The sequence below is a fragment of the Vibrio ezurae NBRC 102218 genome (genome assembly GCF_000467185.1).
Classification (GTDB): domain Bacteria; phylum Pseudomonadota; class Gammaproteobacteria; order Enterobacterales; family Vibrionaceae; genus Vibrio; species Vibrio ezurae.
The window spans coordinates 58,933-83,965 of record NZ_BATM01000007.1; the positions used below are offsets into that span (position 1 = coordinate 58,933).

Consider the following 25,033-nt stretch of genomic DNA (forward strand, 5'->3'; position numbering starts at 1 on the left):
GTTGGGCGAGTACCGGCCATTTGTATTTCTGCGCAATGACGAACCTATCGCCGACTTAGAAGTAATGGAAGGCGCGTACATCACCGCGCCATTCGAGAAGTTCACGATTGAACTGCGATTTTCGTTTTTTCTTCGATACCGAAAGAAAGACCAGTTGCGCGTATATGCACGTTAAGGCCAATGTGAATTATGAATGAATAATTAAAGTGAATGATAAAAAAGTTCGATTCAATGCCACATGTACTGATTACTCAGACATATCGTAGGTTGAATTTAGCCCAAAAACTGGAGCTGGAATTCTGTTTCTTATTGACCAGTTCAGTACTAAACCTACCGTCAAGTGGAATAGATATGAGATTAGTGCCAACGGCTTCAATGAAGCACTTAAAGATTTTGGAGAAGCATTATGATTAAGCAAGCATTAACCCTAACTCTTGTCGCATCTTCGCTAGCTGGTTGTGGTAGTGAGAGCACGCCAACACCTAAGAAGGTAGAACTAACTAATCCAACTGGTCAGCAAGCCGTAAAAACGCTAGTACAGCAAGTGAAGAAAACCACTGAGCAAGATAAGGCTACTACTATTGATGTATCCAGTGAAAGTTTCACAGCTACAAAGATTAGGCCTTCTACCGAAGTAGTTCAGGCAACGCTTATCGGGCCTTCTACCGAATCAATGCCAGCATCTTTAATTGCTCCATCTACTGAAAGCATCCCAGCTTCAACTATCGGCCTTTCTACTGAAACAATGCAAGCATCGCTTATTAGTCCATCTACTGAATCAATCTCGGCTACTGCTATTCAGCCATCTAAGGTTGTACCAGAACAAATAGATACTTACTGTGTGGCTGTTAAAGACGGCGAATACTTCCAAGTTCATTCCTACAATGCGAATGCATTCCAGATTAATGAGCTAGTTAACGATAAAGGTTATGCGGATATCACTGGTATTGAATACCGCCGTGACAGTTACGGCAACGCACTAGATTTTTGTCAGTCTTATGGCGTGAAAACTGTAGATTATCCGAAGAACGAAACCGGGTTCAATCCACTGCAATTCCACTTCGCTAGTGGTGATACCTATGATATGGATATTGTCCAGAGCTTCTACAACAATAACGACCACACGACTTATGAAACGACCTTGAACGTTGTGGGCTATCAAGATGGAGGCGCCACGGCTAGCGGTGAAGTTAATTCAGTTAATGTGACTGATGCCAATGGAATGCCTATGAGTCCAGTTAAGAAGCGTGTTAGGCAATGGCATGTTGCTTACGAAGATTACAATGGCGAAAGGAATCTAAACTTCATCCACCACGGTAACACTACTTCGGGTAGGAATGATGCCAAAGCCGATAGTAGCTGGTGCTACCTTGCTTATTGGGAATTTTATATGCCCTACACTGGCGTACCGGGTAAGACCATGTATGAAACAATCGATACTATGTACCATACCAACCAAGTTACCTATAGCTCAATTGAGATCGCTTATGATTTCCTAAGTTCGGAAGTTAACTAATGACTGACCACACTATCCGAATGGCTTACCTGATTGTATTCGGCTTGCTTGGCCTAATAGCACTAGGTGTGATGATTCGTGTGTCATTCGTCCTCATTGAATTGGCTAAGCAATCACGCTAGCAAATACAGTTGATTGGGCGCGTAGTCTATTCGCTAAGTGTCACCAATAATTTACTGGATAAGCACATCGAGCAAGCACAGGAGCAGTACATCAACTCGCAGACTTCCATGATGAACAGCACGAAAATGGTATGAACCTAGTTAAGATTGCTGAGTACACAGAAGGCTTGTACAACCATCTAACGCCAAGCGGTATGAACGCCGTAAAAGCGCACCGTTTGTAGTTTCTAGCAGATAGAAGCAATTCACTTAGCTCATCAGATAGTGAACGGCCGGCTAGTCACTGGGCCACCTAACGACAAGGTAAACGACCATGAGAAAATTAATCCTTTTTCTAGTGTTGGTAGCTTCTACTTTAACTAGCTGTGCTAAATAAAGCGTTATTGCTCAACAAAGCCTTCAGAGCAATCTAACAATCGTTCGGGATGCTGAAGAACTTGTAGACGCTCTACGTATGCCAACTGACAAATGCACCATGTTTCACAAAGATGTTTACGTTTGGGAATTGCATCATAACGCCGGAAAGATGGAAATGGGTTTTGATGCGTTCGGTAACTTGTCACCACGTACTACTACCATTCAAGTGTCAGCACAATTTAGCTAACAACGCCAGAAGGTGAAACCAACGTTGAGCAGCGTGTATATCATGGTTCTGCTAAAGGCTGTGCTGTTTATATCCGCGAGTCAGGACGCTCGAATATCTAATAAAATGACCAATTTAATCAGATACCCAAAGCTGAGTATATGAGAGCAATTGAATATTAAAAATTATCATAATGGTCTTTTGCAATAAGAGAGGGTCCATATATGGTATAACTTATACGTGATACATAAAAAATGGCCTGCCCTATTATTGAGTAACAACAGGGCAGGCCATATATCTAATAAGAATAGATTACTGTTCTAAGTCAAGTTTATAAAAACTCACTTTGGCGTAATCGCCAGCCGCTAGGCCGTTATTTTTACAACCTACAGGGCCTACGTTACATTGGTTATATACACCTGCTTTGAAATGCAATACCGATTGAGCGTAACCTTCGTCATAAGTGTTGCCAAGGTAGTGACCTTTCGCAATATTCATGACAAATGTTTTCTTGACTGGTTTCGCTGAATCTAGATTTTTAGTAAATACTAGGTGCATTTCTTCACCCTTTACATCAATGCTATAAGCAAATTTTTCGCCTAGTTTAATACCATCAATCGGTGCTGGTTGACCGTAGCGGATTTTTGATTTGCCGAAGACATCATGTGATATATCAAGACGTTTTGATTTATTCACACCCGTCGCATTATTCTCGTAATTCCAATAAACAGAACCGTACTCTTGATCGGGTAATTTACGATAGAAGATTTTTAGTGGTTCGTTATCTTTTGAATGAATCTGACCAATTACAACACTAAATGAATCATTGTGACGGTGGTCGCCACTGGTACTTACATGGTCAACAGACACGACAGCACTTAGTTTACCGCCCACTGCACCATAGTTTTGTGGATTGTCATGACTAGAAAGAACAAAGTTGGCACTAGGTTTAAACTCGTTGATGCCCTCTGTTGGGTCTAGCATTGCATGCAACTCAGAGCGTGCATTTTTTGAATTTGGCGTGGTCATTGCTTTGTTTGGAGCAACAAAAACCATCGCGCCGGTTTTCTTGTCAGTATAAAACCAATCTGAATGTGTATAGCCTTTATTTAGCTGCTGTACAGAGACTTCCATCACCTGACCTTTACGTTCAGGCTTAGTATCTTCCATAGGAACGTTCAACATCCATTTAGATAAATCAAAATTTTCAGATGGCGGCTTTTGTGGATTTAATGCTGCTGATGCTAATGCAGAGCAAGATAAGCCAAGAATGAGAGTAAGTGCTTTTAATTTACAGTTGGACATGGTCACCCCTTTGTTTTGTATTATTTTATTACAATAAAATAATACAAAACAAAGAAGTGTGCCCGAGTTCACACTTCGAGATGTTCAGTGGTGGTAGTGGATATACTTTTGACAAGATTCTATGTGTACAATTTCTTATTGAGTGAAGTTATAAGGTGAGTAATAAGTAGGATGGGTAACGCGCTTTATATCTTGATAAAGCAGATCTATAACTAATTGAAATGTAAGTTTTATTGAGGTTTCTGCTTCATTTGTGCCTAACTGCGCAAATTTCACCTTTAGTCTTAGGATCTGTTTGGGTTACCTATCATGATGATAAATTCACCTATAAGGCATCATCGTAATGTTGCGAGCAACCAGAATGGCGAATCGCTGCCGAAGATCTCTGAATAATTAATGCTATTGAAGACAAGGATATTGGCTGAAACGATGAACACAGAAAAAAGCACAGCCCTAAGGGTGTGGCATGGAATCAAAGTCTTTTTTAAATGGTTGTGGCTAATGACCATGTTTCTGATAGGCATTTACATCTATTTACTCGTTCCACTCGAAATGTTCGAATATTCGTATTCACTGGGTGAGCTTGATTTAATCGAGACAGCATACATCGTATTTTTGGTTGTGATTAGTTATAAATATATAAGGCTCTGTTCACGGGTTAATACATCAGTGGTAAGAAAAGTCATTACTCCATTTGTTCACCAAGCTCACCTAATGTTGCTGTTATCCGCTTTATTTCTGTTTTGTATAAAAATAGATCCTCAATTGTATTGGGATGATTTAGCTAGGGTGCCACTTTTGGATTTGATCTCATATATCTTGATAGCGGCGACATTTACCTATAGCTATCACCGAATTGACTCGCAAAACGATGACCACACAGCAACAGTGCATGCGAAGGGAGCAGTAGAATGAAGCCAATACATTATCTGACGGCGTTTCTTTTCATTTTTGCTCGTCCTAGCTATGCACTTGTGCATTCGGATGCCAAACCGGGCAGCGTAAAGTTTCTTATTTCTGCTTGTCAGGAGTACACAGAACTCTATAACAAAAGAGATAACTCACGATTTGGCGCTTTTCTGACTACTTCAAAAGAAGAGAGCTTTCGCGCTGGTTACTGCCTTGGTGCGATAATGCATGCCAATAGTCAATGTGCTTACCCTCGTTCACCTTCGGTTTATCGTTCGGCAGAAATCATTGCCTCGGTCAGCGTCGAACGTGCGTTTTCCGAAGCTAGGGTGATAGAGCACGCCGTATGCCGTTAGTCACAACCAATCAAGCTGTGAAAGATCTATTTGGTATAGAAGGGAGTGAGTCACTGCGCTCCAAAGCCAATAGTTTTTTACGCAACCAAGTTATCCCATCCTCATTGATAGTCAGTGATGGGTTTAGCGACGATAGCATGGGAAAGTGGGGTAAGAAGCTATTAAAATCTAAAGCGGTAGATTGCTTGTTTAACGCGCTAGTGTTGGATGGATTTTTTAACGATACAAAGTTTGTTAAAGCCATTTTTGAACAAGCAGCCGTTAGAGCCGAGAGCGTTGTTTTGTGTGAGGAGATCTTACTCAAAGCGCAAGCCGTAGAAGCGCCCGCATTGCTATCGCAGGTAGCGCGAGAATTTATTACTCAGCTGAAAGATACGTCGTTTAATTTACGAGACATCCGTTTAACGTGCCCGTTTTCCGCACAGCGATTGCCACAAATGGATATGGCTTTGCAAAATATAGGGGTGCTGTATCAATTACTCCGAGCACAACGCTTATCACTCTCATACAAAGACAAGGTGTTACTTTGTTGGTTGGAGCAAGATTTATCGACGGCTTTTGAACTGGTAGAGCAGATAGATTCGGCATTGTTGCAAAGTGACATATTGTTAGCCAACTTGGCACAGCAAGTTCGCCAAGAGTATAAAGAGGGAGAAAGTTTTAATACGCTACTAAATTCATTGCCGGACTAAAAAACGCTTTTTTGTGCACTGCACAGATTAACACTACTTCTACAGACCTAAAGGAGTAGTGTTATGAACCAAGCAAATCAGTTAGTTATCAATTATCACATCACCGAAAAATGCAATTACGATTGCCATTATTGTTACGCAAAATGGGCTAAACCCAACGAACTGCATCGCAACTTAGATGACATGAAGGCGGTACTGAGAAAGTTAGCGCAATACTTCTTCTCATCGAACCCTATCTGGCAAGAACTGCGCTATGACAGTGTCAGGCTGAATTTTGCTGGTGGAGACCTTTACTTTTAAAACAACGCTTTATTGATGCACTTGATTACGCTGTTGAACTTGGTTTCAAGACATCCATCATCACCAATGGTCATTTAATTGACGATCAATTTATTGCCGAACACAGCCAAAAACTCCAATTATTAGGTATTAGCTATGATTCGTCTCATTTTGAGACGCAGCAGCAAATTGGTCGAGTTACCTCTAAGAGTCAAAACTTATCTTCAGAGCGTTTACAGTCCATCTTTCAAAATGTGAGGCATTACTCGCCCACTACTGAACTAAAAATCAATACGGTAGTGAATCAATTTAATCACCAAGAAGATTTCACGAGCTTAATTGGGCATCTTCAACCCGACAAGTGGAAGGTGTTGCGCGTTCTGCCTGTATTCGATTCTATCCAAACCATTAGTAATCAAGATTTTGATGCTTTTGTTGCGCGTCATCAGTTGGTGGCGGATGTCATGTCGGTCGAAAATAATGATTCAATGATCAATTCGTATCTGATGCTAAGCCCTGACGGCGCGTTTTTCCAAAATGGAAATGATGCACAAGGTTATTTTAAAAGCCGGCCCTTGCTCAGTAGCAAAGTTGAGGTGGCATTGGCAGAGACAGGGTTTAGTGCGGCGAAATTTGCCCAGCGTTATGAATTGGTGGCGGTATGAATCGTCAAAAAATAATTGCGGTCGATGGCGTGAAGATTCCAGTCATTGCGCCTAAAGGACAGCCTAGAGTCGTTGCTATGACTAAGAGGATGATTTCGAAAATAAGATCGAATGATATTCAGCGGGGTATGAGACCAAAGGTACTGAAGAAAAATAAAAATTGGTTGAGCTACCGTATTAATCGAAAGTACCGTTTATTGGTGGAGCGAACGCGCAGGAACACCGGCCCTTATTACTGCATAAGCCGCACTGAATTTGATTATTGGATCAGTTCTTTGTGAGTGACATGATGTACGAAAAGCGTGTTTAGGTTTAGGTCGAGCCAGCATTTTCGCTGGCTCGTCAGCGTACAATTTTTTAGTTTTAGTCCACTGAGTTTAGCTACACTTACTCTATTTACTTCAACGAGAGATTAATATGCTAAGGATGGCGTTGCTTGGGGGGCTGATTGTGAGTGCTTCTGTATTTGCCAGTGAGTCTGTTGAGCTTAGGTATCAGTTGCCAAAAGGGAAGGATGAAAAAGCGGCTTACACATTCATTGTGCAGAGCGGCGTTAATCAGCAGTTCATTGAGTTGCTAGAAGAGGTGCTTCCTTTTCAGCAGTCTATGACACTGATTTATGGCGGTGATGAAGAGGCGCATTATGATCCTAATCTGCATACTGTATTCATCCCTTATACTTTTGTGGTTGAAGCGCAGCATTATTTTTCTCAGCACAGACCGCAACAAGAGGTTAAGCAGGGCGTATTAGATACTTTGATGCATACGTTGTTCCATGAAGCAGGGCATGCATTTGTTGCCGATGCTGAGGTGCCCATTCTTGGACGTGAAGAAGATGCGGTAGATAACCTCGCAACGATTATTATGCTTGAGTATTTAGAGGACGGCGCCCAAGCGACGATTAATGCTGCGGATATGTTTCGTTATGAGTCTGAAGCGGGTGGCGAATATTATGACTTTGGTGAATATTCAGGAGAGCATAGCTTTGATCTGCAACGTTATTTCTCTACATTGTGTTTAGTCTATGGCAGTGATCCTAAGGCTTATGCTGATTTATTAAATGAAGTCGAAGACGATTATCTCCCTGAACAAAAACAGACCTGTGAAGAGACTTATGGGCAGTTGAGTATTAATTGGCACCGTTATTTAAATGCAGATAAAAATTAGTATTTTATGCGTATTTATTAGCAAGAGGGATCTGGTTGTCATAGAGAATTCTTATCACTATTAAATGAAACCCAATCGTATTTATAATTTTATCTCTTATAAAGAAGTACTGCTTATCTTAAGGATTTTGTTATTACTGTTTTAACTTCTTAAAATAAAGCAACCTTCATCTCTATTTTTTAAAAGCAATGCTCACAATATTAAAGCGATTCTTAGCTGACCAACAAGGCGTCACCGCCATCGAATATGGTGTAATGGGGGGTGTCCTAGCCAGTGTACTTGTTCTGATCATGGGTAATCAGGATAGCGGATTTATTGCTACTCTTTTTACGCTTTACGATAACATTCTCATCGCTATTCAATCTGCATAATAAACCATCTGAAACTGTCTATTATTTCAACATTAAAATTTACATATTGATTACACAATATGACATCAAGATTAATGTCCCAAAAATTCAATTATCAGCGCTCGGTTAAGGTTTGTTGATAAGGGGATAGATTGTGATGCCTATCAATATATCGGTGTAGATTAAACACCTGTTATGACGTGATGTTTGCTTAAATGTTAATGGATTGTTTCCGCCTCTTATTGTGCTGATTTAGTCTCTCTTGGGGGTTGTTCTTGCTCGATTTATTCTGAATAAGACTTCTGGGGTTTCCCTAACATGATGATTTAATAAGGAACATGAACATGTTTAAAACTTTTCTGACTCGTTTTATTAAAGATGAACGCGGTGTTACTGCGATTGAGTATGGCATTATTGGTGTGGCTTTGGCTGGTGTACTTGTCATTGTTATGAATACCGGGGCCAGTGCTGATGGTGGATTAGTGAATGCGATAAAAGGCGCATTTCAAGATATGGTGGATGCAATGAGTTAAGGATACTCGGTCATTAATTTGGAATGCATATTAATATTGACACTCTTAGTTATTTGTATAGAAGATATAGTAAAAAGAACTATAACAAATAAGAGTGTATTCTTTGTTTTTATTATATCATGTATAGTCTCTTTGCATGAGGTTAACATAATTATTAAAAGCTTTCTAATATTGACTGTTATTTCTTTGACTGTATATAAATTAAATTTATGGGCGGGAGGGGATAGTAAGCTTCTTATATCTCTCTCCCCTTTATTTTCTCCTGAGCAATGTATGGATGTAATAGTATCGATACTTCTATGTGGAGGTGTGTTGTCAGTTTTTTATATGGTAAAAAATAGATTTATTTATAGTAGCAACGTTACTAACTTGCCTTATGGTGTAGCAATCATTGGAGGAACTAATCTTTCTCTATATTTCTTTCAGGGATTAGCGGTATATTTATGAACTCAAAGTTTATTTTTATTTTTTCTTTTGTCTTAATTTTTTGTGCATTATTTGCCGTAGTTAAAAATGTCAATACTCGTGCAGAGATAAAAGCAAAAAAAGAAATGCAAATACAAGCTAAAGAAAAAAAAGAAATAAAATATGTGCTTTGGCGTAGCAAACGAGAGTTTACTCGAGGTGAAATTATACCTATAAATGGTTTAGAACGTGTGATATTACCAGAAGCAGAAGCGAATACTTTAGGGGTAAATAATGATGTTGAGCTGGACTTGGTTAACGATAGCAGAGCTAATCATCTTATAGCTAAAGGTGAGTATGTATTCCCTGAGATGTTCACTGTACCAGATCAACCAGGCTATCTAGATCTTTTAGCATCTGAAGGAATGATCTTATATCCACTCCCTATATCCACCATCAACCTAATCAATAATTATATTCGTCCTGGGGATATGATTGATATTGTTTCTGTGAGCTCACCACTGACTAATTTAGCCGATACCGGTGCACGTATTACTCAATTTCAAGGGGTAAAAGCTCGCACTATTAAACGCGGCGTGCGAGTACTCGCTTTTGAACAAAAACCAGTTGATCCTAAAGAGCAAGGTACGCAAAGTGGTAATTCGCTAAGCCCTAGAGTATCAGCGTCTGGAAATTCAAAAACAACAGTCGTCATTGAAATAGAGCCTGACTTTGTTTCTCGTCTTTCGTTAGCGCAGCGCACTATGCACTTGGAAATTTACCGCTCGCAATCAAAGGGTGAAATCCCTCCTGCAAATATGAGTGATGTGATTGAAAATTATCAAGGTATTCGAGAGTTGCGCGGCGCAGAAACCCAGACCACCAATGTAGAGGTTTACTAATGCTTAATAAATGGTGTAGCAAACTGATATTGGTGTTTTGTTTTATTTCAACACAAGCGTTTGCCTATTTGATTCCGCTAAATGATGCTCGCTCAGTACGCACTAAGCAGCAAATTGGCACGGTTTTTATGAGCCAGCCGACGATTGCGGATTATAAAGTGATCAATGAGCGTCAAATTGTCGTGTTTGGCAGTTCAATTGGTCAGACCCGCTTGATGATTTACGATATTGATGGACGCCTTGTCGTCTCAAGAGTGGTTGAGGTTACTCAGCCCCTTAATAAAGTTCGTGATGAAATTAAAAAGCGCTATCCAGAACTGGATATCGAAGTCGTTTCTATGGGCTCTAAAGTTGCGGTGAACGGAGTCGTATTCACCGAAAAACAACGTGACGGCATTTATGCGTTAGTCGCTAGCATGCTCGACAAACAGCCAGTGGCACGTTTTCCCACTACTGATGCGCCTTTGACAATGGCCGATCCTCAAACCGAGTTTTATCGAAATAATACCTATGATGGTTTGATTGAAGGCCTAGAAATGAGCTCTCCGTTTCAGGTCAATGTACGTACTACTATTGCCGCGGTAGGCAGTGAGTTTCGTGAAACGGTGGGCATTGATTGGACTTCGGGGGGATCTCCCGGCGTATTTACTTTCCCCGATCTGACTGCTTCAGATATTTCCGCCACTATCACGGCGTTAGCCAATGACAATTTAGGTGAAGTATTGGCGGAGCCAAACTTAACAGTCCTCTCTGGTCAAGAAGCCTCTTTTTTAGTGGGTGGTGAAATTCCTATGATCACCTCTGACACCAATGGCACAACTATTAGCTTTAAAGAGTTTGGTATTGGCTTAGATATTGCGGCAAAAGTGCATAACGAGCAGGAAATACGTTTGCGCGTACAGCCTAGTGTCAGCGTGGTAGAGCAAATCTATAAAACGACCACAGCGGAAGTGCCTCAATTAGCAACGCGTAAAGCTAATACCACGATTCAAATCGCCGATGGTCAAACCTTTATGATTGGCGGTTTGATGAATACCGAAGACATTGAATCGCTACAGAAAATCCCTTTATTGGGCGATATCCCGCTGTTTGGCGCTTTATTTAGTAAAGCGACCACCAATAGAAAAACCACCGAAGTGGTCATTATCGCCACAGTGAATTTGGTTAAGCCAACCAAAGCGAATGAATTGGTTATTCCTAGAATCCATAAAACCAACACCTTAAGCCGTTGGATGGGTATGAGTCATGAATTTGCAGAGCAAGATCAACAAAACTCTAATTTGATCGAGCTTCTTAATAGTGGAGGTTTTGCACAATGAAACCCTTATTAATGCTACTGGTACTGGCTATCGCAGGATGTGCAGATCACGCCCTGCAACACCGAGGTACAGAAACCATTGCTTATCAAGAGCAACATAAGTTTGAGCTGAGCTTTGAATCTTCGGCGCAGAAAATTGAAGTTGAACGTATTCAAGCCATTGTCAGTCAATTTGATGAAAAACAGGCTCGTTACGATCTTTATGTGCCCGCCCAATTTCAAAAGCAAGGTGAGCAAATTGTGCAGTTTTTAAAGTCAATTCATGTTCGCCCTGATTGGATAGAAAGCCACTCACAACCCCAAGGGCAATCCCTTACCTTAATGGTTTCGCAATGGCAGTCTGTGCTGGATGATTGCCGTCCTCTGACGATCGTAAAGCCTCACCCTCAAGCGGGTTGCGCGGTAGAAACCAATAGAACGATTCAACTTGTTAATCCCGGTACGAGAGTAAATTAATGGCCAATATGTTCGATCTCTCCGAAGAGCTCTCTCTTGATATAGATAAGAAAAAAGCCGTCACACCAAAAAGTGTTGCGCCAAAACAAAGTGGCGGGGCAACGCTGTTTTTCTCCGATAACGAATGTAAAGAAGCGGTCATCGAAGCGTATGTTTTCGAAGGCCTAGAAGAACCAAAATGTTTTAAAGGCACTCCTCAACCTGAAAAAGATCAAGCATTGGGCGATGTAGTACTAGTGCAACTAACCTCGTCCGTGGATATTGAAGCGGATGCGCAAGAGATCAATGCCACACTGCCTAATAACAAAACTGTGATTTTACTGGGGCAAACAGACTCAATTCATGTCTTACGCCGCCTTGAAAAACTCGGTTTTTATTATCTGCCTTGGCCGGTAGATAGAGCAGAGCTAATTGAATGTTTAAAGCAAGCCAGCCTTGATGAAAGAAAGCGTTATGAAAGTGGCTATTTTCGAAAAGCAAAGCGCGTTGCGGTCGTTGGCACCAAAGGCGGTATTGGCACTTCGGTGATTGCAACCGAACTGGGTGCGCTACTGGCTAAAAAAGGCAGTCGTACGATCTTAGTGGATCACCATTATACATTGAGTAATATTGATATCATTCTTAGCCAAAAAGATCTTGAGCAAGTCGATGTCAGCAGTATTACTGTTGAACCGAGCAAACTTGATGAAGAATCGGCCACCAGTTACCTCAATGAAGTAGAACACAATTTCTTTTATCTTGGCTTTACGGGCAAAGATAAAATTGACGAGCTAGAAAAATACACCAATACCATCAGTGATAAATTGGCTCGCCAAGCCAACTTTATGATCGGCGATTTTTCAGGCTCATTAGATTTCCCGCTAAATTCACAAAAGCTAATGTCTGATAATGATGTGGTTGTGTTGGTGACAGAGCCTTCTGTTTCTGGTGTACGAGCTACTCAACGACTGTTAGATAACATTAAAGACATTGCCATTCCACAACTGGTTCGTCCGCGAGTTATGGTGGTGGTGAATCATCATCGTCCAGAAGGCTCGTTTAACCTTAATCTTGAAGAGGTTGAACGTTTTTTGAAGGTGAAAGCCGATGTTGTGATTCCATTTTACAAAACCGCCTCGAAACAGCTTATAGACGGCAAGAAACTGCATCAATTGGAGAAAGGTAAGCAGACACCATTTACTCAATTATCAATGGCGATCAACGGACAAAACCCTAATAAAAAATCGGGCTTATTTGCCAAGTTTTCTTTAAAGCGAGGTAAGAAATGAGCCTAACCCGTGAATTGTACGAACAATTTAGAGCTAAAATATTTGAAGTGATTGATGCGGGCATACTCAATGATATGACCCGCCAAGAGTTGACGGTACAGATAGAACGCGCCATTGGAAAATTGTGCGAAAACTATCCTGTGCCTGTGCCAGCGGTCACCCGTGCTGAGCTGACAAAAAACTTAGTTGATGAGTTGATTGGTCTAGGGCCACTGCAGCAGTTAATGGAAGATGAATCCATTTCCGACATCATGGTCAATGGCGTGGATGAGGTATTCATTGAGCGTAATGGTAAGACACAAAAAGCCGATATATCGTTTATCAACCATAAACAGCTGTTAGAAATTGCTAAGCGAATTGCCAACAATGTCGGTCGCCGTGTGGATGAATCTAGCCCTTTATGTGATGCGCGCCTTGCCGATGGCAGTCGTGTAAACGTGGTGATTCCGCCTATTGCATTAGATGGAGTTGCCATCTCGATTCGTAAGTTTAAAGAGCAGAAATTAGGTTTGCGTGAGTTAGTGGGCTTTGGCGCCATGTCTCCTGCTATGGCGCGCGTATTGATGATTGCGGCAAGGTGTCGTTTAAATATTATTATTTCTGGCGGTACGGGCTCAGGTAAAACCACCATGTTAAACGCGCTTTCTCAATACATTGGGAATGATGAGCGTATTTTAACCATTGAAGATGCCGCCGAACTTCGTATTCAGCAACCGCACGTTGTGCGTCTTGAAACGCGCCCTGCGAGCACTGAAGGCTCTGGTGCGATCACACAGCGTGATTTAGTGATAAATGCCCTGCGTATGCGCCCCGAGCGTATCATCCTTGGTGAGTGCCGTGGTGCGGAAGCATTTGAAATGCTCCAAGCTATGAACACAGGCCACGATGGTTCTATGTCCACCTTGCACGCCAATACCCCTCGTGATGCGCTCTCACGTATAGAGTCTATGGTGATGATGGCCAACCTAGCACTGCCACTGGCGGCGATTCGCCGAACTATTGTCTCTGCGGTGCACTTAGTGATTCAGGTGAACCGCCTGCGTGATGGCAGTCGTAAAGTCACCAGTATTTCTGAAATCTACGGGCTAGAAGGGGATGCGCCAGTCATGGAAGAGATTTTCCGTTTTGCGCCTGACGATCAACAAGGTAAAGACAAAGTGAGTGGTCAATTTGTCACCTCTGGCTTGCCAAGCCGCTCTCAGATTCATATCAGCGCGTCTGAATATGGATTATCTCGTGAACTAGAAGCGGCCTTTGAGATGGAAGCGGAGCCAGCATGATGAGTTGGGCGTTGGTGACTATCGTAGTGTTGGGGTTAGGGCTTGCACTCTATCTTAAGCGTAAGCCTGATCCCCGCTATGTATTTTTAGAGCACGCCACGCAGAAAAAAAGTAAAGAGTTATTAGCGGTTGATATTAAAGGACTCACTAAATCTCAGTTTTTACAAAGCTTAACCAACTTATGGAATGTTATCTCAGCGGCACTGGGTAAGTTCCCGATCCCTAAAATTATCGCTTTTATTGTAGTGATCAACGGTGTGGCAGTCTTTATCAACCAGAAGTGGCTGAGCTTTCCACAAACTGAAATTTGTGTTGCCGTCACCGTGCTGGGGTTGTTCTTTGGCATTCGCTCGTTGGTTGATAAAAGACGTAAAGCGTTTGATACCGATTTTCCCGATGCATTGAACATTTTAATGAGCGCTGTTACTGCAGGAGAGAGTATTAACGCCGCTTTTGCTTATGTTTCTCAAGTGTCTGATAACGATGTTGGCCGAGAGTTTAAAGACATTTCTGATCGCATGCGTTTAGGGGAGGAGATCGCGACTATTTTTGAGCGCTCCTGTAAGCGCTTCCCTTATCCTGCCTTTTTGTTTTTTGTGATTACCATTCGCGCCAACATGGAGCGTGGGGGGCAGTTAAAAAACGTTTTAGGGAAGTTGATTCGAGTTCTAGTGGAGGCTCGCAATCTAGAAAAGAAAAAGATGGCAATGACCTCAGAAGCTCGTATATCAGCAAAAATTGTCGGTGCCATCCCTTTTTGCTTTCTTTTACTTCTCAATTGGATTAATCCAAAAGATTTAGAATTTGTGTTGTTTCACCCTGATGGACGATGGATTTTGTACTACCTGCTGATTAGTGAAGGTACTGGAATGTTCATTGTTTGGTGGTTGGTTAGGAGTGTTCGCTAATGATAATAGCAGTATTTTTTTTGATAGCTTCTGCAATGATTGCTTATGGTATTACCTATTATCTTGAGCAAAAAGCGAAGCAATACAAAATCAAAAGTTTTCTCGAAGGGAAGATGCAAATTAACTTTAGTTTTTTTCATGAAATACTCGGCGCGTTTGGTAAAGGACAACAACGTGAGATTCGAGATAAATTCGAAGATGCGGGTATTTATAATCGCGAACTTTTACGTTATTACACACCAATAAAATTAGGCTTATTGGCATTATCGGTTATTGGGATATTGTTGTTCGTTCATGAGACAAAAGAGATGATGCTGAGCTTTATGGCGGCGATTATCACGGTAATTGTTATACCTGATATGTACTTAGCATGGCGTAAGAAAAAGCTAATCGAAAAGAACTCCCGCCAACTGCCTTATATGATTGACATGATGGCGGTATGCGTACAAACAGGCATGACATTAGAAGCTGCATTCAGATATTTAGGAGATGAGCTAAAAAGCTTTGATAAAGATTTGTGTTATCAAATCCGAAAAACCTCGGATGCCGCAGAAGTTAAGGGTATGGAGGCAGCGCTCGTTGACCTCACTAAGCGAGTCCCTACTCCACAAGTTCGTAGTTTTGCGTTAACTCTCACCCAGAATATTCAATACGGTACATCGGTAGCTCCCGTATTGTCTGATTTAGCGGAAGATTTTCGTAATGAACAAATATTGGTGATGGAAGAAAAAATAGGCAAGTTAGCGGCGAAAATGAGTGCGCCATTAATTTTATTTATTATGTTCCCGATTGTTATTTTGATTTTGGCTCCAGGTATTACTCGCATGATGACAGGTAATTAGCATGAAGTATTTAATTATTGTTTTAGCTCTGCTTGTCACTGGGTGTACGACGACAAATAAGGTCTCAGAACAGCAGGCAATTAATCAATTTACTGTAAGTCAAAATTATCCAGGCTTAATTGAGTTTTATAAAAAGAAAGTGATTAATGATCAAAATGACTGGCAAGCACAGCAAGACTTAGCGCAGGCATATTTAAGCTACGGCGATCTTGAATCGGCGGACTTTTATATTCAAAGAGTGTTGTCGCTATCTACAAAACCTTCCGCGACCGCCTATTTTATCAAAGGGCAAGTTTTAGCGCGCAATTTAGATTTTAACAGTGCATTAGGCAAATATCAGCAAGCTATTAATAAGGGGTTAGACAGCGCCGAAGTGTACATGCAGCAGGGGATTGCCCTTGCCCAAACCAAGCAGTATCCAAAGGCTATCGATAGCTTTAATGAGGCGAGATTGCGCGGTTATGACGATGTAAGTGTTAAAAATAATATCGCTATGGTGCACATCTATCAGCGAGATTATCAATCGGCTATCGATATTTTACTGCCACTTTATGAAAAAGATTCAAGCAATGAAACGGTTAATGCCAATTTAGAAATTAGCATGCTGAAGCAAAAGAAAGAGAAGCAAGGTGAAAACTCTTCTTTACTCACCGATACGGGTTCTATTGATGAAAATGCAGATAGTTCTGTGGTGCCTTCAAAAAGTGATGTTGTCAGTGATGATGTGGAAGTCACAAGCATTTCAGCTGAAGAGTTTTTTACCGCTCAGTCTGTTGAACAAAAGTCTCAAACAGAATCTGTAAAAAAGAGTGCTGCAAAGTCTAAAAGAACCTATCACATTCAGCTAGGGGCTTACGACACCATGGCAGAGGCACTGGAAAAAAGAAACGGCTTATTGAGCACTCAACTGCCAATTACGATTCGTCCTGTAGAGCTGCAAAACTCTGAAACTTGGTATCGATTGCTCAGCGGTAATTTTGCCTCTTATCGACAAGCGATGAGTTTTGCTAAGCAACACCAAGAAATATTAAACCCCCATGAATATTTTATTCAAGTAACTCGATAAGTGGTTGGCATTAATGAATAAGCAAAAAGGCGTGATATCAATTGAATTTGGCTTAGGAGGGTTTGCTCTTTTCTTCGTATTGTTCGCTGTTTTTGAAATGGCGCGCTTTGGCTATACGGTGAATATGACCGATACCACGTTGTCGGAAAGTACGCGAAAAGTGCGAATCTTTGATGGTCAAACATTGGAAGTGGCGTATGAAGATCGCCGAAAAAACATATTTCAAGATGATGACTCTTTTTGGAATCAAATAGGCTTGGTCAGCGCTGATAATTTTGACTTTGCTATTGTCCGGTATGCATCCTTGTCAGATGTCGCTAAAGAGGTTGAAGAGAGAGGCTGCTATGAACGTTGCCCTATTGTTGTGTATGAGTTGACCTACCGTTATCGCCCCGTGTTGTTTGAGACTTTGCTTCCTTCAGCTGATATCACACGCCGCATTATGACAGTGCAAGAGCACGAAGGTTGGGAAGATGAAGATGCATAGTCGAGATCTGCAAAAAGGTGGTTTTACTGTCGAAGCGGTATTTGGCATGACAGTGTTGGTCATCATGATGTTTTTTATCGCCGATTTAACCCAAATGATTTCAGCCAAGACGCAAGCAAGCCGAGTGAGTTATTCATTGGCAACGGCAACAAAAGAAAGAAGCCGATTTTTTGAGGGTAGACACAGTCTCAATCAAGCTGACTTTGATGTGATTAATGAAATAGCCGCCGATTTATTGCAACGCCAAGCGCCGGAAAAACGCGATGGTTATGGGTTAATGGTTGAAGGCTATACCGATGCAGGCCCGAATATTATTCCCTTTAGTAAAAACTTAGACAGTGGAGAGGCGTGCGAACCACAAACCTCCATTGCCGATTTAGGTCACTTGCGCCCAGAGCGTGAAGACGGTGTTACTTTCCCTATTTATCAAGTCACTGTGTGCTTGAAAATGGAAGGTTTCTCTCAATATTTCCCCGGAATGAGGTATGTCAATAGCTCATCGGTGTTACCGGGAAGGTAAACAAGGAAGGTAGGGTATGAAGAATTTTAAGCGTCAAAAAGGTGTGGCGGTAATTATTGTCGCCTTAAGTATGGTGGCAATTGGTGGTATGGCGCAGTTGACTATCGAAGGCGGTCGAATGATCCAAGAGCGAGATCGATTAGCCGATGCTACAGAAGCAGCCACCCTAGCCGTTGCGATTGCCAACCGTACTGGACCACATGTGTCAGATGAGCTTGCTCGTAGCTATCTCGAAACTTACCTGCCTAATATAAAGATTGATGATGTGACAGTAACTCGTACTGAAGGTGAAGAAAAGGTCGATGGTGACCAACTCTATTATGTCCAGTATGAGGTGGGTGCAGATGTGGGCTTGGAGCGACAAATGGGCTTTATTGATAGTTCGTCAGACACTTCATCTTATCAAGTCGGTAATGATGCTATGGCGCGAACTTATATGTTGCCGTCTGATTTGGATCTGGTGTTTGTGGCCGATTTTTCTGCGTCGATGAAAGAACCATGGGGTGATGACGGAAAAACACAGCTACAACATTTAAAAGAGCAAGTGGATATTATTTCTGAAGACTTGCTTTTTAGCAGTGCGACTAATGCTGGTTATGCTCACCGAATCGGTTTTGTACCTTTTAATATGAGAACTATTGAAGATCTAAATGGTACACATCGTTGTGTAACTGAGCTTGAATATAAATCAATTGATGGCGTGGTATATAACAAAATTAATTGGGAACTCTGGGGAAAGGAAGATTCTTCAATAGTGAGCCAGTGTGCTCGTAATAACAATAACAATAACAATAACAATAACAATACATCGAATTGCCCTTCTGACTTGCCTCAAGCTCATGCAAAAGCAATTCAAAGTATTTTTAGTAAATCTTCTTCAGAAACAAAGTATAACTCGGTTCGTTGGCCAGATCCTTTGGGCTACGTAGATATTGAAAAGACGGTCGCTAATTGGAATAAAACAAAAACTACTTTGCTGTCCCTACACCCTGTAGCATCTAGTTCAGGTTTAAAGCTATTTTCTGGCAGTATGTGCGGTAGTAAAGAGGATTTCTATACGATACCTCTTTCGTTGCAGAAGCCAGATATTGAGGATATGAAAGCTGGCGGTGGCACGGCAGTTTATCAAGGATTAATTCGTGCAGCACAAATTCTTGCTGATGGACGTTCTAATCTTGATCCTGATAAACTCGAAAAATATCATGAACGGGCTCAAATGCTATTGATTCTTAGTGATGGGGGAGAGGACCCGTTTGAAGAAACCTTTACAAGCCTTGTGAATGAAGGGCTTTGTGTCAATATTCGAAAGCACTTTAACGATCATGATAGCCCTCTATATATTGGTGTCATTGGAATCAATTTCGATGCGTCAAAACAACCTGGTTTTCAAAAATGTGCAGGTGGTGAAGAAAACATTATCGATGTAAGCAAGAGCGATGAGCTACTCGAAAAAATCAAAGAACTAATCCAAAAAGGTGCCGCTACCAATGGAGTTTCTCGTTTATATGATAAAAATCTCTAGGAGCACTATGAAATTTTCTTTCGCCCCTTTTATTGTGTGCTTAGCAATGGCTTCAATGCCTGCTATTGCGGCCAATGACATGAATGACAAAATTGAACAACTTTGCGCAACAGAGCATATGCTGATTAAACATTCAGTGAGTATTGGTCAGGCAAACGCGGTTGCTGGTAATAGGGCGCAGCATTATCAAATTCAACCGGCATTGACTGAGCAACAAAAAGCGAATTTAGAAACGACCAAGGTAAGCCTAGGTGATGATTGCTTAGAGTACTTGAGTCAACAACAAGTGCTTTCTGTTGATGCAAAAGGCGTGATCGCGAGAGTTTATTTTAATTTTGATAATAGTGAGCTCACAGAAACATCAAAATTAACCCTGACAGCACTAGCTGAGCGTATGCAGTCATTAAATGAAGTGCCTATACTCAATGTGGTGGGGCATACCGATAATGTCGGCTCAGAAAGTTACAACCAAGAGTTAGGCAAACACAGAGCGATGTCGAGCAAAGTGTTTCTTGTTGAGTCAGGTATGGAGAAAGAGGTGCTAGAGCCTCGCTCTGCAGGGTTTCATCAACCACTGCAAGATAACCAGTCAGAACAGGGGCGTGCGACAAACAGACGGGTTGAAATTGTCGTGGCTGATCACTTTTAATACCGATTGATGTGAACGATAAACAAGTGTTCTTAGCTCGCCTAGGAACACTTGTTTTCTTATTTATAGGCATGATTTTCATTTATGGGATTGTTGAAAAAACGATACGCTTTAAGCTCGATAGTATTGGCTATTATTGCTTTATTCAGTTTTAACCTTTTATTGCTACCTGATAAACAGGTGCTCTTGTATGATTCTAAGCGTTTGTTTTTATGTGCTATCTCAGTATATGTAGCCATGAGAGTGATGCTTTCATACCATTTTAGACAAAGGCTGCTTAGTCGATTTATCTGTAGTAGTGGCTTAGTCAAAGCGATTGTCGTGATCTTTTTTAGCTTTGCTTTTTTTGCTGATGTACTCGGCATGTTCCCTTATAAAGCCATCCCCCTATATTTTTATTTCTTTGGTTTGTGTTTTCTCACTCTTGCTTTCTCTTTAGAGAGACCATCGGCGATCAGCTTTCGACTGTTTTCATGGATTATTGGGCTGTGTTTCTTCTCAGTATTTATCGGGCATACGGTTGCCACTTTTTATGGTGAAGGCTCGACGATTTTCATGATTCTCAGCTATGTGAATCCTAGGTTTTTAAATCAGGTGCAAGTGTGGTTAATCATCCCATCACTGTACATTGCGCTGGTGTCTAAACAGCGCATGGCGTATTTATTCCCCGTATTAAACTTTGCCATGATGTTTGCCTTAGATGCGAGAGGGCTTGCGATAGCATCTTTTGGTGGGGTGGTATTGTGGATGATGATCGAAAAGCATCAGAGGTGGCACATTGCCAAGACAACGATTATCTCGCTTGTTATAGGGTTGATGGTTGCGGTGATTTTTTTAACGCCGCTGCCGAGTTATTTAGTGCATGGAGACCTATCTCGCTCGCTACTTGATATGCGAGATACGACCAATGGTCGTTTGCTTGTATGGCGCAATGCCATTGAAATGTCTCAATTCTGGGGGCTAGGCGGGGATGGGTATATATGTACATCCATTTTAGAAATCCGCCCACACAATTCAGTGCTCAGTGTTTTATTAAACTGGGGGGCTGTTCCTGCGATCTGTTATTTGGCGTTAGTCTTCATTTTATTGAAGCAAGTTGTGTTTGAGAGAAGTCGACGATACAGGATTATTGGTTTATCACTATTGTCTGGTCTTGCGCTGAGTCTGGTGTCTGCCGTTCTCGATTCTCCTTTCAGCCTACTGCTTGCTTGTCTATTTACCGGCTGGTTTTGTGGAAGAACGCAATGTGCTACCGCGAAAGGGTATCCGTTGTGGCGGCATGGGTTACTCATCGTTACGTCTATGCTTGTCGTCACCTCCATTGCATACAAAGTCACAGACCGAGTCAAAAATGATTTTTATCTAGCACAAGTAGGAGAGGTTTTAGTGCCACAATTTTGGCTTGGCAATAATTGCCCGGATATTAGACATGTCCAAACCACTCCTGTAAATCCAGCTGAATTGCAGTGAAATTGATATCTTATTGAGCGGGATTGTTCGTAACAACTGTAACAATCTCGCTTTGCTTCAAATTATTGATTTTTATAACAATTACCTTATAGAAATATGCATCAAAACACTGTATAAACGATTAATTATTTCACCCATCAATAACACTGGTGCATATTCATACATCCAGTGAACATAATAAAAACCAACCAAAAATCAATAGATAGTCAGTTGATATATTTGAGCAGTATAAATATTTGGATATGGGAATGTCATGATTGAAGCAATTGAAGCTTTCATATTAGCAGCCGAACATAATTCGTTCAGTATTGCTGCAAAAAAGCAGGGTAAAAGTCAATCAGCGGTTAGCCAACTTATCCATAATCTAGAGATCGATCTGGGTTATGAGTTGTTTGATCGTCGAGGGCGCTTTATTTCCTTAAATGATAATGGGCAGGCTTTGTTAAAGCAGGCGCGCATGGTTAAAGCACAGTATTCACGCTTTGTGCTACATGCTGAACAACTTAAAACGAATCAAAAACAAAGGATTAATATCGGTATTGATCCATTACTTTGTCCTAAAAACACCACTCGACTGATACAACAATTTGAAGTGACTTTTTCTTCAGTTGAGGTGCACTTGGTTTATCGTGACAGTCAGTCATTAAACGAGTTACTGCTAGCAAAAGAGCTGGATATCGTGATTGGTGGCAACGACGCTTTTTTACCAGCCTCTGAGTATCATACTGAAAGCATAGGGACTGTAGAGAACGTTTGGATTGCAAAAGAAGATGCCATTCAGCGCATAAACTCGGCAGAGCAATTGTTTGAGTTGAGCACGTATCGCTATTTGATACCACCGCAATTTGAGACTGAATCGCTAAAGGCGATCACAGAGATAGCGTCAGTTTGGCGCATTGATGATATTCATACCTTGTTTAAGATGTGTGAGTCAGGTTCAAACATTGCTTGTATTCCACATAATGCACTGGCTGCATTGCCAATGCATGAAGAGTTACGTGTCGTCTCTTCTCGTTTGCTGCCTAAAGTGAAAAAGGGGCTAGTCTTGAGCTGGCATCTTGATACTCGTACCGCTCCTTTTTGTAAATGGATTAGTCAATCCTTGCAACAGAAAACGCACAATCACAAAGTGAGTAGGGTGCTGGAGACGGCATAAAGCCCCTCATTTATATCAGTAACAAGCCAAAGCCTAGTCATGACTAGGCTTTTTTGACTCTATGTTTGAGTAAATTGTCGTTGGATAAGTCTTACTGAAAAGCCAGAAGTTTGATGAGGTTCAAATCGTTGTGAGCTTGTTACTGAAATTAGGCGATTTTGATTATAAGTTAATCGCTTAAACGTTATGGGCGTTAACAGCTTGTGATAGTATATTGACTCTTTTTCATAGATGAATGTGTTGATGTTACAGGTTACCGGACTATCTGCTATTAGAGATGAAAGAATATTGTTTGAAGACCTGTCTTTTTCTATGAAGGCGGGAGATCTTGTACAGATTGAAGGACGAAATGGTACAGGCAAAACAACGCTGTTACGCATCGTTGCAGGGCTAGGTGATAAAGAAGCGGGTGAGATTGAATGGAAGCAACAGTCCATTTTTTCTGACAGAGACAGCTTTCACCAAGACTTGCTATTTCTCGGGCATCAAACTGGGGTTAAGCGAGATCTTAGCGCATTCGAAAACTTGTCTTTTTATCTGAACATCAGCGGCCAGTCGTACACTCATGATGAAGTATGGCAGGCGCTCACTAAAGTGGGATTGGCCGGACGAGAAGATGTGCCTGTAGCGCAGTTGTCTGCTGGGCAGCAGCGACGCGTGGCGCTGGCTCGATTATGGCTGAGTCAGCACCCTTTATGGATTTTAGATGAGCCGTTGACCGCGATTGATAAGCAAGGGGTTAAGGTTTTAGAACAGTTGTTTTTACAACATACGAAACAAGGGGGCATGGTACTTTTGACCACCCATCAAGATATGTTCGAAAACTGCCATACCCTGCGTAAGATAAGGTTGGGACACTAATGCTAGGTCACATGTGGGCGATCATTCGTCGTGAGTTGCTGATTGCGTTTAGGCGTAGAGCCGACATCTTTAATCCGCTGTGGTTCTTTATCATTGTCATCACTTTATTCCCTTTAGGTATTGGTCCTGAACCTAATCTTTTAGCCAGAATTGCCCCCGGTGTGGTCTGGGTAGCTGCGCTTCTAGCGGCACTATTGTCACTTGAACGCTTGTTTCGTGATGACTATCAAGACGGGGCTCTTGAGCAGTTAATGTTGATGCCACTGCCTCTACCTTTGGTTGTCATTTCAAAAGTGATTGCCCATTGGATACTGACCGGGCTGCCTCTTATTTTGATAAGCCCACTGCTGGCGATACTGCTCAGCCTGAGTTGGGATGCATGGATTGCTGTGGTCATCACCTTATTACTAGGGACACCTACATTAAGCTTTCTTGGCGCCATTGGCGTTGCCCTTACTGTAGGGCTACAAAAAGGAGGCGTGCTGCTGAGTCTTTTAATTCTGCCTTTGTATATTCCCGTACTTATCTTCGCAACGTCGGCTATTGATACCGCAGGTATGGGCGGTGCGTATAACGGGCAACTTGCAATCATGGCGGCGATTTTGGTTGGCTCAATAACATTAACACCTTTTGCAACCAGCGCGGCATTACGCGTGTCGGTCAATTAACTTAAATTTTCTCTGAGAGTAAACAACATGTGGAAGTGGCTCCATCCTTACGCTAAATCTGAGGCAACTTATAACCTTTGTGGCAAGTTGCAACCTTGGTTCACTGTTTTAGCTTGCCTTTTTCTTGCCTGTGGCAGTGTGTGGGGTTTGGCATTTGCGCCAAGCGACTATCAACAAGGGGACAGCTTTAGAATCATTTATATTCATGTGCCTTCTGCTATTTGGTCTATGGGTGCTTATATGGCAATGGCTATTGCAGCATTTATTGGCCTCGTTTGGCAGTTAAGGCTTGCCAGTCTTGCGGCATTGGCTATTGCACCTATAGGGGCGGTGTTTACGTTTATTGCTCTTGTCACCGGTGCCGTCTGGGGGAAACCTATGTGGGGAACGTGGTGGGTATGGGATGCTCGCTTAACCTCCGAACTGGTGTTGCTGTTCTTATATCTTGGTGTGATTGGCTTATATCACGCTTTTGATGACCAAAAAACGGCAGCGAAAGCGGCAGGCATTCTGGCTGTTGTGGGCGTGATTAACTTACCGATTATTCATTTTTCAGTGGAGTGGTGGAATACCCTTCATCAAGGCGCAACCATCACCAAGTTTGCTAAACCTTCTATTTCTAACGATATGTTGTGGCCTTTATTACTGAATATTTTCGGCTTTGCCTTCTTCTTAGGCTCAGTCACTATGATCCGTTTTCGAACTGCGATTTTGCAAAAAGAAGGTCACAGACCTTGGGTGCAAGAACTCGCGAAACGTACTTTTATCAAAGGGTAAA

At 41.7% G+C, this 25,033-nt stretch carries 30 protein-coding genes; 29 read left to right on the forward strand and 1 reads right to left on the reverse strand.

Going from position 1 to position 25,033, the window contains the following annotated elements; genetic code table 11:
• Window positions 1–406: 406 nt before the first annotated feature.
• The 3 genes from VEZ01S_RS03310 (at window position 407) to VEZ01S_RS16800 (ending at window position 2,242) form a co-directional block, all read left to right on the forward strand.
• Window positions 407–1,516: a hypothetical protein gene (locus tag VEZ01S_RS03310; protein WP_021712585.1), complete on the forward strand. Its 1,110-nt coding sequence runs from the start codon at window positions 407–409 to the stop codon at window positions 1,514–1,516.
• Window positions 1,516–1,638 (forward strand): hypothetical protein, encoded by a 123-nt coding sequence (locus tag VEZ01S_RS16935; protein ID WP_255209326.1) that lies wholly within the window; start codon window positions 1,516–1,518, stop codon window positions 1,636–1,638. Before VEZ01S_RS03310 ends, VEZ01S_RS16935 begins: the two co-directional genes overlap by 1 nt.
• 454 nt (window positions 1,639–2,092) lie before the next feature.
• A complete protein-coding gene (locus tag VEZ01S_RS16800) occupies window positions 2,093–2,242 on the forward strand; it encodes a hypothetical protein (RefSeq protein ID WP_169721102.1) in 150 nt (49 codons plus the stop codon).
• Window positions 2,243–2,533: 291 nt separating this feature from the next.
• On the opposite strand, the gene VEZ01S_RS03315 is transcribed toward VEZ01S_RS16800, so the two are convergent.
• On the reverse strand, window positions 2,534–3,526 hold the full coding sequence (locus VEZ01S_RS03315; RefSeq protein ID WP_021712586.1) for a polysaccharide lyase family 7 protein: 993 nt from the start codon (window positions 3,524–3,526) through the stop codon (window positions 2,534–2,536).
• Between the two features lie 911 nt (window positions 3,527–4,437).
• Between VEZ01S_RS03315 and VEZ01S_RS03325 the strand changes: the two genes are divergently transcribed.
• The 26 genes from VEZ01S_RS03325 (at window position 4,438) to VEZ01S_RS03445 (ending at window position 25,032) form a co-directional block, all read left to right on the forward strand.
• Entirely contained in the window at window positions 4,438–4,791 is a 354-nt protein-coding gene (locus VEZ01S_RS03325; RefSeq protein ID WP_021712588.1) for a hypothetical protein, read from the forward strand.
• Window positions 4,782–5,483, forward strand: a complete 702-nt coding sequence (locus VEZ01S_RS03330; protein ID WP_021712589.1) for a hypothetical protein — start codon at window positions 4,782–4,784, stop codon at window positions 5,481–5,483. Before VEZ01S_RS03325 ends, VEZ01S_RS03330 begins: the two co-directional genes overlap by 10 nt.
• 63 nt (window positions 5,484–5,546) lie before the next feature.
• Window positions 5,547–5,783, forward strand: a complete 237-nt coding sequence (locus tag VEZ01S_RS16940; protein WP_021712590.1) for a hypothetical protein — start codon at window positions 5,547–5,549, stop codon at window positions 5,781–5,783.
• A gap of 11 nt (window positions 5,784–5,794) precedes the next feature.
• Complete coding sequence (locus VEZ01S_RS03335; protein WP_235868492.1) at window positions 5,795–6,427, forward strand: viperin family antiviral radical SAM protein; 633 nt, start codon at window positions 5,795–5,797, stop codon at window positions 6,425–6,427.
• On the forward strand, window positions 6,424–6,708 hold the full coding sequence (locus VEZ01S_RS03340; protein ID WP_040890022.1) for a ParE family toxin-like protein: 285 nt from the start codon (window positions 6,424–6,426) through the stop codon (window positions 6,706–6,708). Before VEZ01S_RS03335 ends, VEZ01S_RS03340 begins: the two co-directional genes overlap by 4 nt.
• 136 nt (window positions 6,709–6,844) lie before the next feature.
• Entirely contained in the window at window positions 6,845–7,594 is a 750-nt protein-coding gene (locus tag VEZ01S_RS03345) for a DUF4344 domain-containing metallopeptidase (RefSeq protein ID WP_021712592.1), read from the forward strand.
• 188 nt (window positions 7,595–7,782) lie between these two features.
• Window positions 7,783–7,965 carry a Flp family type IVb pilin gene (locus tag VEZ01S_RS03350; RefSeq protein ID WP_021712593.1) on the forward strand — a complete coding sequence of 61 codons (183 nt, stop codon included), beginning with the start codon at window positions 7,783–7,785 and terminating at the stop codon, window positions 7,963–7,965.
• Between the two features lie 323 nt (window positions 7,966–8,288).
• Complete coding sequence (locus VEZ01S_RS03355; protein ID WP_021712594.1) at window positions 8,289–8,477, forward strand: Flp family type IVb pilin; 189 nt, start codon at window positions 8,289–8,291, stop codon at window positions 8,475–8,477.
• Window positions 8,478–8,513: 36 nt separating this feature from the next.
• The gene (locus VEZ01S_RS17035; RefSeq protein ID WP_052032190.1) at window positions 8,514–8,924 is read left to right on the forward strand and encodes a prepilin peptidase; all 411 of its coding nucleotides are present in this window, start codon (window positions 8,514–8,516) and stop codon (window positions 8,922–8,924) included.
• Entirely contained in the window at window positions 8,921–9,784 is an 864-nt protein-coding gene (locus tag VEZ01S_RS03365; RefSeq protein ID WP_021712595.1) for an RcpC/CpaB family pilus assembly protein, read from the forward strand. The genes VEZ01S_RS17035 and VEZ01S_RS03365 overlap by 4 nt, the downstream gene beginning before the upstream one ends.
• Window positions 9,784–11,103: a type II and III secretion system protein family protein gene (locus tag VEZ01S_RS03370; protein WP_021712596.1), complete on the forward strand. Its 1,320-nt coding sequence runs from the start codon at window positions 9,784–9,786 to the stop codon at window positions 11,101–11,103. Before VEZ01S_RS03365 ends, VEZ01S_RS03370 begins: the two co-directional genes overlap by 1 nt.
• Window positions 11,100–11,558 (forward strand): hypothetical protein, encoded by a 459-nt coding sequence (locus VEZ01S_RS03375; protein ID WP_021712597.1) that lies wholly within the window; start codon window positions 11,100–11,102, stop codon window positions 11,556–11,558. Before VEZ01S_RS03370 ends, VEZ01S_RS03375 begins: the two co-directional genes overlap by 4 nt.
• Window positions 11,558–12,826: a CpaE/TadZ family protein gene (locus tag VEZ01S_RS03380; RefSeq protein WP_021712598.1), complete on the forward strand. Its 1,269-nt coding sequence runs from the start codon at window positions 11,558–11,560 to the stop codon at window positions 12,824–12,826. The genes VEZ01S_RS03375 and VEZ01S_RS03380 overlap by 1 nt, the downstream gene beginning before the upstream one ends.
• Entirely contained in the window at window positions 12,823–14,106 is a 1,284-nt protein-coding gene (locus VEZ01S_RS03385) for a TadA family conjugal transfer-associated ATPase (RefSeq protein ID WP_021712599.1), read from the forward strand. Before VEZ01S_RS03380 ends, VEZ01S_RS03385 begins: the two co-directional genes overlap by 4 nt.
• A complete protein-coding gene (locus VEZ01S_RS03390) occupies window positions 14,103–15,014 on the forward strand; it encodes a type II secretion system F family protein (RefSeq protein WP_021712600.1) in 912 nt (303 codons plus the stop codon). The genes VEZ01S_RS03385 and VEZ01S_RS03390 overlap by 4 nt, the downstream gene beginning before the upstream one ends.
• The gene (locus VEZ01S_RS03395) at window positions 15,014–15,856 is read left to right on the forward strand and encodes a type II secretion system F family protein (protein WP_021712601.1); all 843 of its coding nucleotides are present in this window, start codon (window positions 15,014–15,016) and stop codon (window positions 15,854–15,856) included. The genes VEZ01S_RS03390 and VEZ01S_RS03395 overlap by 1 nt, the downstream gene beginning before the upstream one ends.
• Window position 15,857: 1 nt before the next feature.
• Window positions 15,858–16,922 carry an SPOR domain-containing protein gene (locus tag VEZ01S_RS03400; RefSeq protein ID WP_021712602.1) on the forward strand — a complete coding sequence of 355 codons (1,065 nt, stop codon included), beginning with the start codon at window positions 15,858–15,860 and terminating at the stop codon, window positions 16,920–16,922.
• A 13-nt stretch (window positions 16,923–16,935) separates the two neighbouring features.
• Window positions 16,936–17,409, forward strand: coding sequence for a TadE/TadG family type IV pilus assembly protein (locus VEZ01S_RS03405; protein WP_021712603.1), 474 nt, complete (start codon window positions 16,936–16,938; stop codon window positions 17,407–17,409).
• Window positions 17,396–17,929 carry a tight adherence pilus pseudopilin TadF gene (gene tadF / locus VEZ01S_RS03410; protein ID WP_235868487.1) on the forward strand — a complete coding sequence of 178 codons (534 nt, stop codon included), beginning with the start codon at window positions 17,396–17,398 and terminating at the stop codon, window positions 17,927–17,929. Before VEZ01S_RS03405 ends, tadF begins: the two co-directional genes overlap by 14 nt.
• Before the next feature lie 16 nt (window positions 17,930–17,945).
• Window positions 17,946–19,451: a TadE/TadG family type IV pilus assembly protein gene (locus tag VEZ01S_RS03415; protein WP_021712605.1), complete on the forward strand. Its 1,506-nt coding sequence runs from the start codon at window positions 17,946–17,948 to the stop codon at window positions 19,449–19,451.
• 7 nt (window positions 19,452–19,458) lie between these two features.
• Window positions 19,459–20,100 carry an OmpA family protein gene (locus tag VEZ01S_RS03420; protein ID WP_021712606.1) on the forward strand — a complete coding sequence of 214 codons (642 nt, stop codon included), beginning with the start codon at window positions 19,459–19,461 and terminating at the stop codon, window positions 20,098–20,100.
• A gap of 246 nt (window positions 20,101–20,346) precedes the next feature.
• Entirely contained in the window at window positions 20,347–21,570 is a 1,224-nt protein-coding gene (locus VEZ01S_RS03425) for an O-antigen ligase family protein (protein WP_156895998.1), read from the forward strand.
• A gap of 253 nt (window positions 21,571–21,823) precedes the next feature.
• Window positions 21,824–22,726 carry a LysR family transcriptional regulator gene (locus VEZ01S_RS03430; RefSeq protein ID WP_021712609.1) on the forward strand — a complete coding sequence of 301 codons (903 nt, stop codon included), beginning with the start codon at window positions 21,824–21,826 and terminating at the stop codon, window positions 22,724–22,726.
• Window positions 22,727–22,969: 243 nt separating this feature from the next.
• Window positions 22,970–23,587, forward strand: coding sequence for a cytochrome c biogenesis heme-transporting ATPase CcmA (ccmA, locus tag VEZ01S_RS03435; RefSeq protein ID WP_040890029.1), 618 nt, complete (start codon window positions 22,970–22,972; stop codon window positions 23,585–23,587).
• Complete coding sequence (gene ccmB / locus VEZ01S_RS03440) at window positions 23,587–24,255, forward strand: heme exporter protein CcmB (RefSeq protein WP_021712611.1); 669 nt, start codon at window positions 23,587–23,589, stop codon at window positions 24,253–24,255. Before ccmA ends, ccmB begins: the two co-directional genes overlap by 1 nt.
• A 27-nt stretch (window positions 24,256–24,282) precedes the next feature.
• Window positions 24,283–25,032, forward strand: coding sequence for a heme ABC transporter permease (locus VEZ01S_RS03445; protein ID WP_021712612.1), 750 nt, complete (start codon window positions 24,283–24,285; stop codon window positions 25,030–25,032).
• Window position 25,033: the final 1 nt, after the last annotated feature.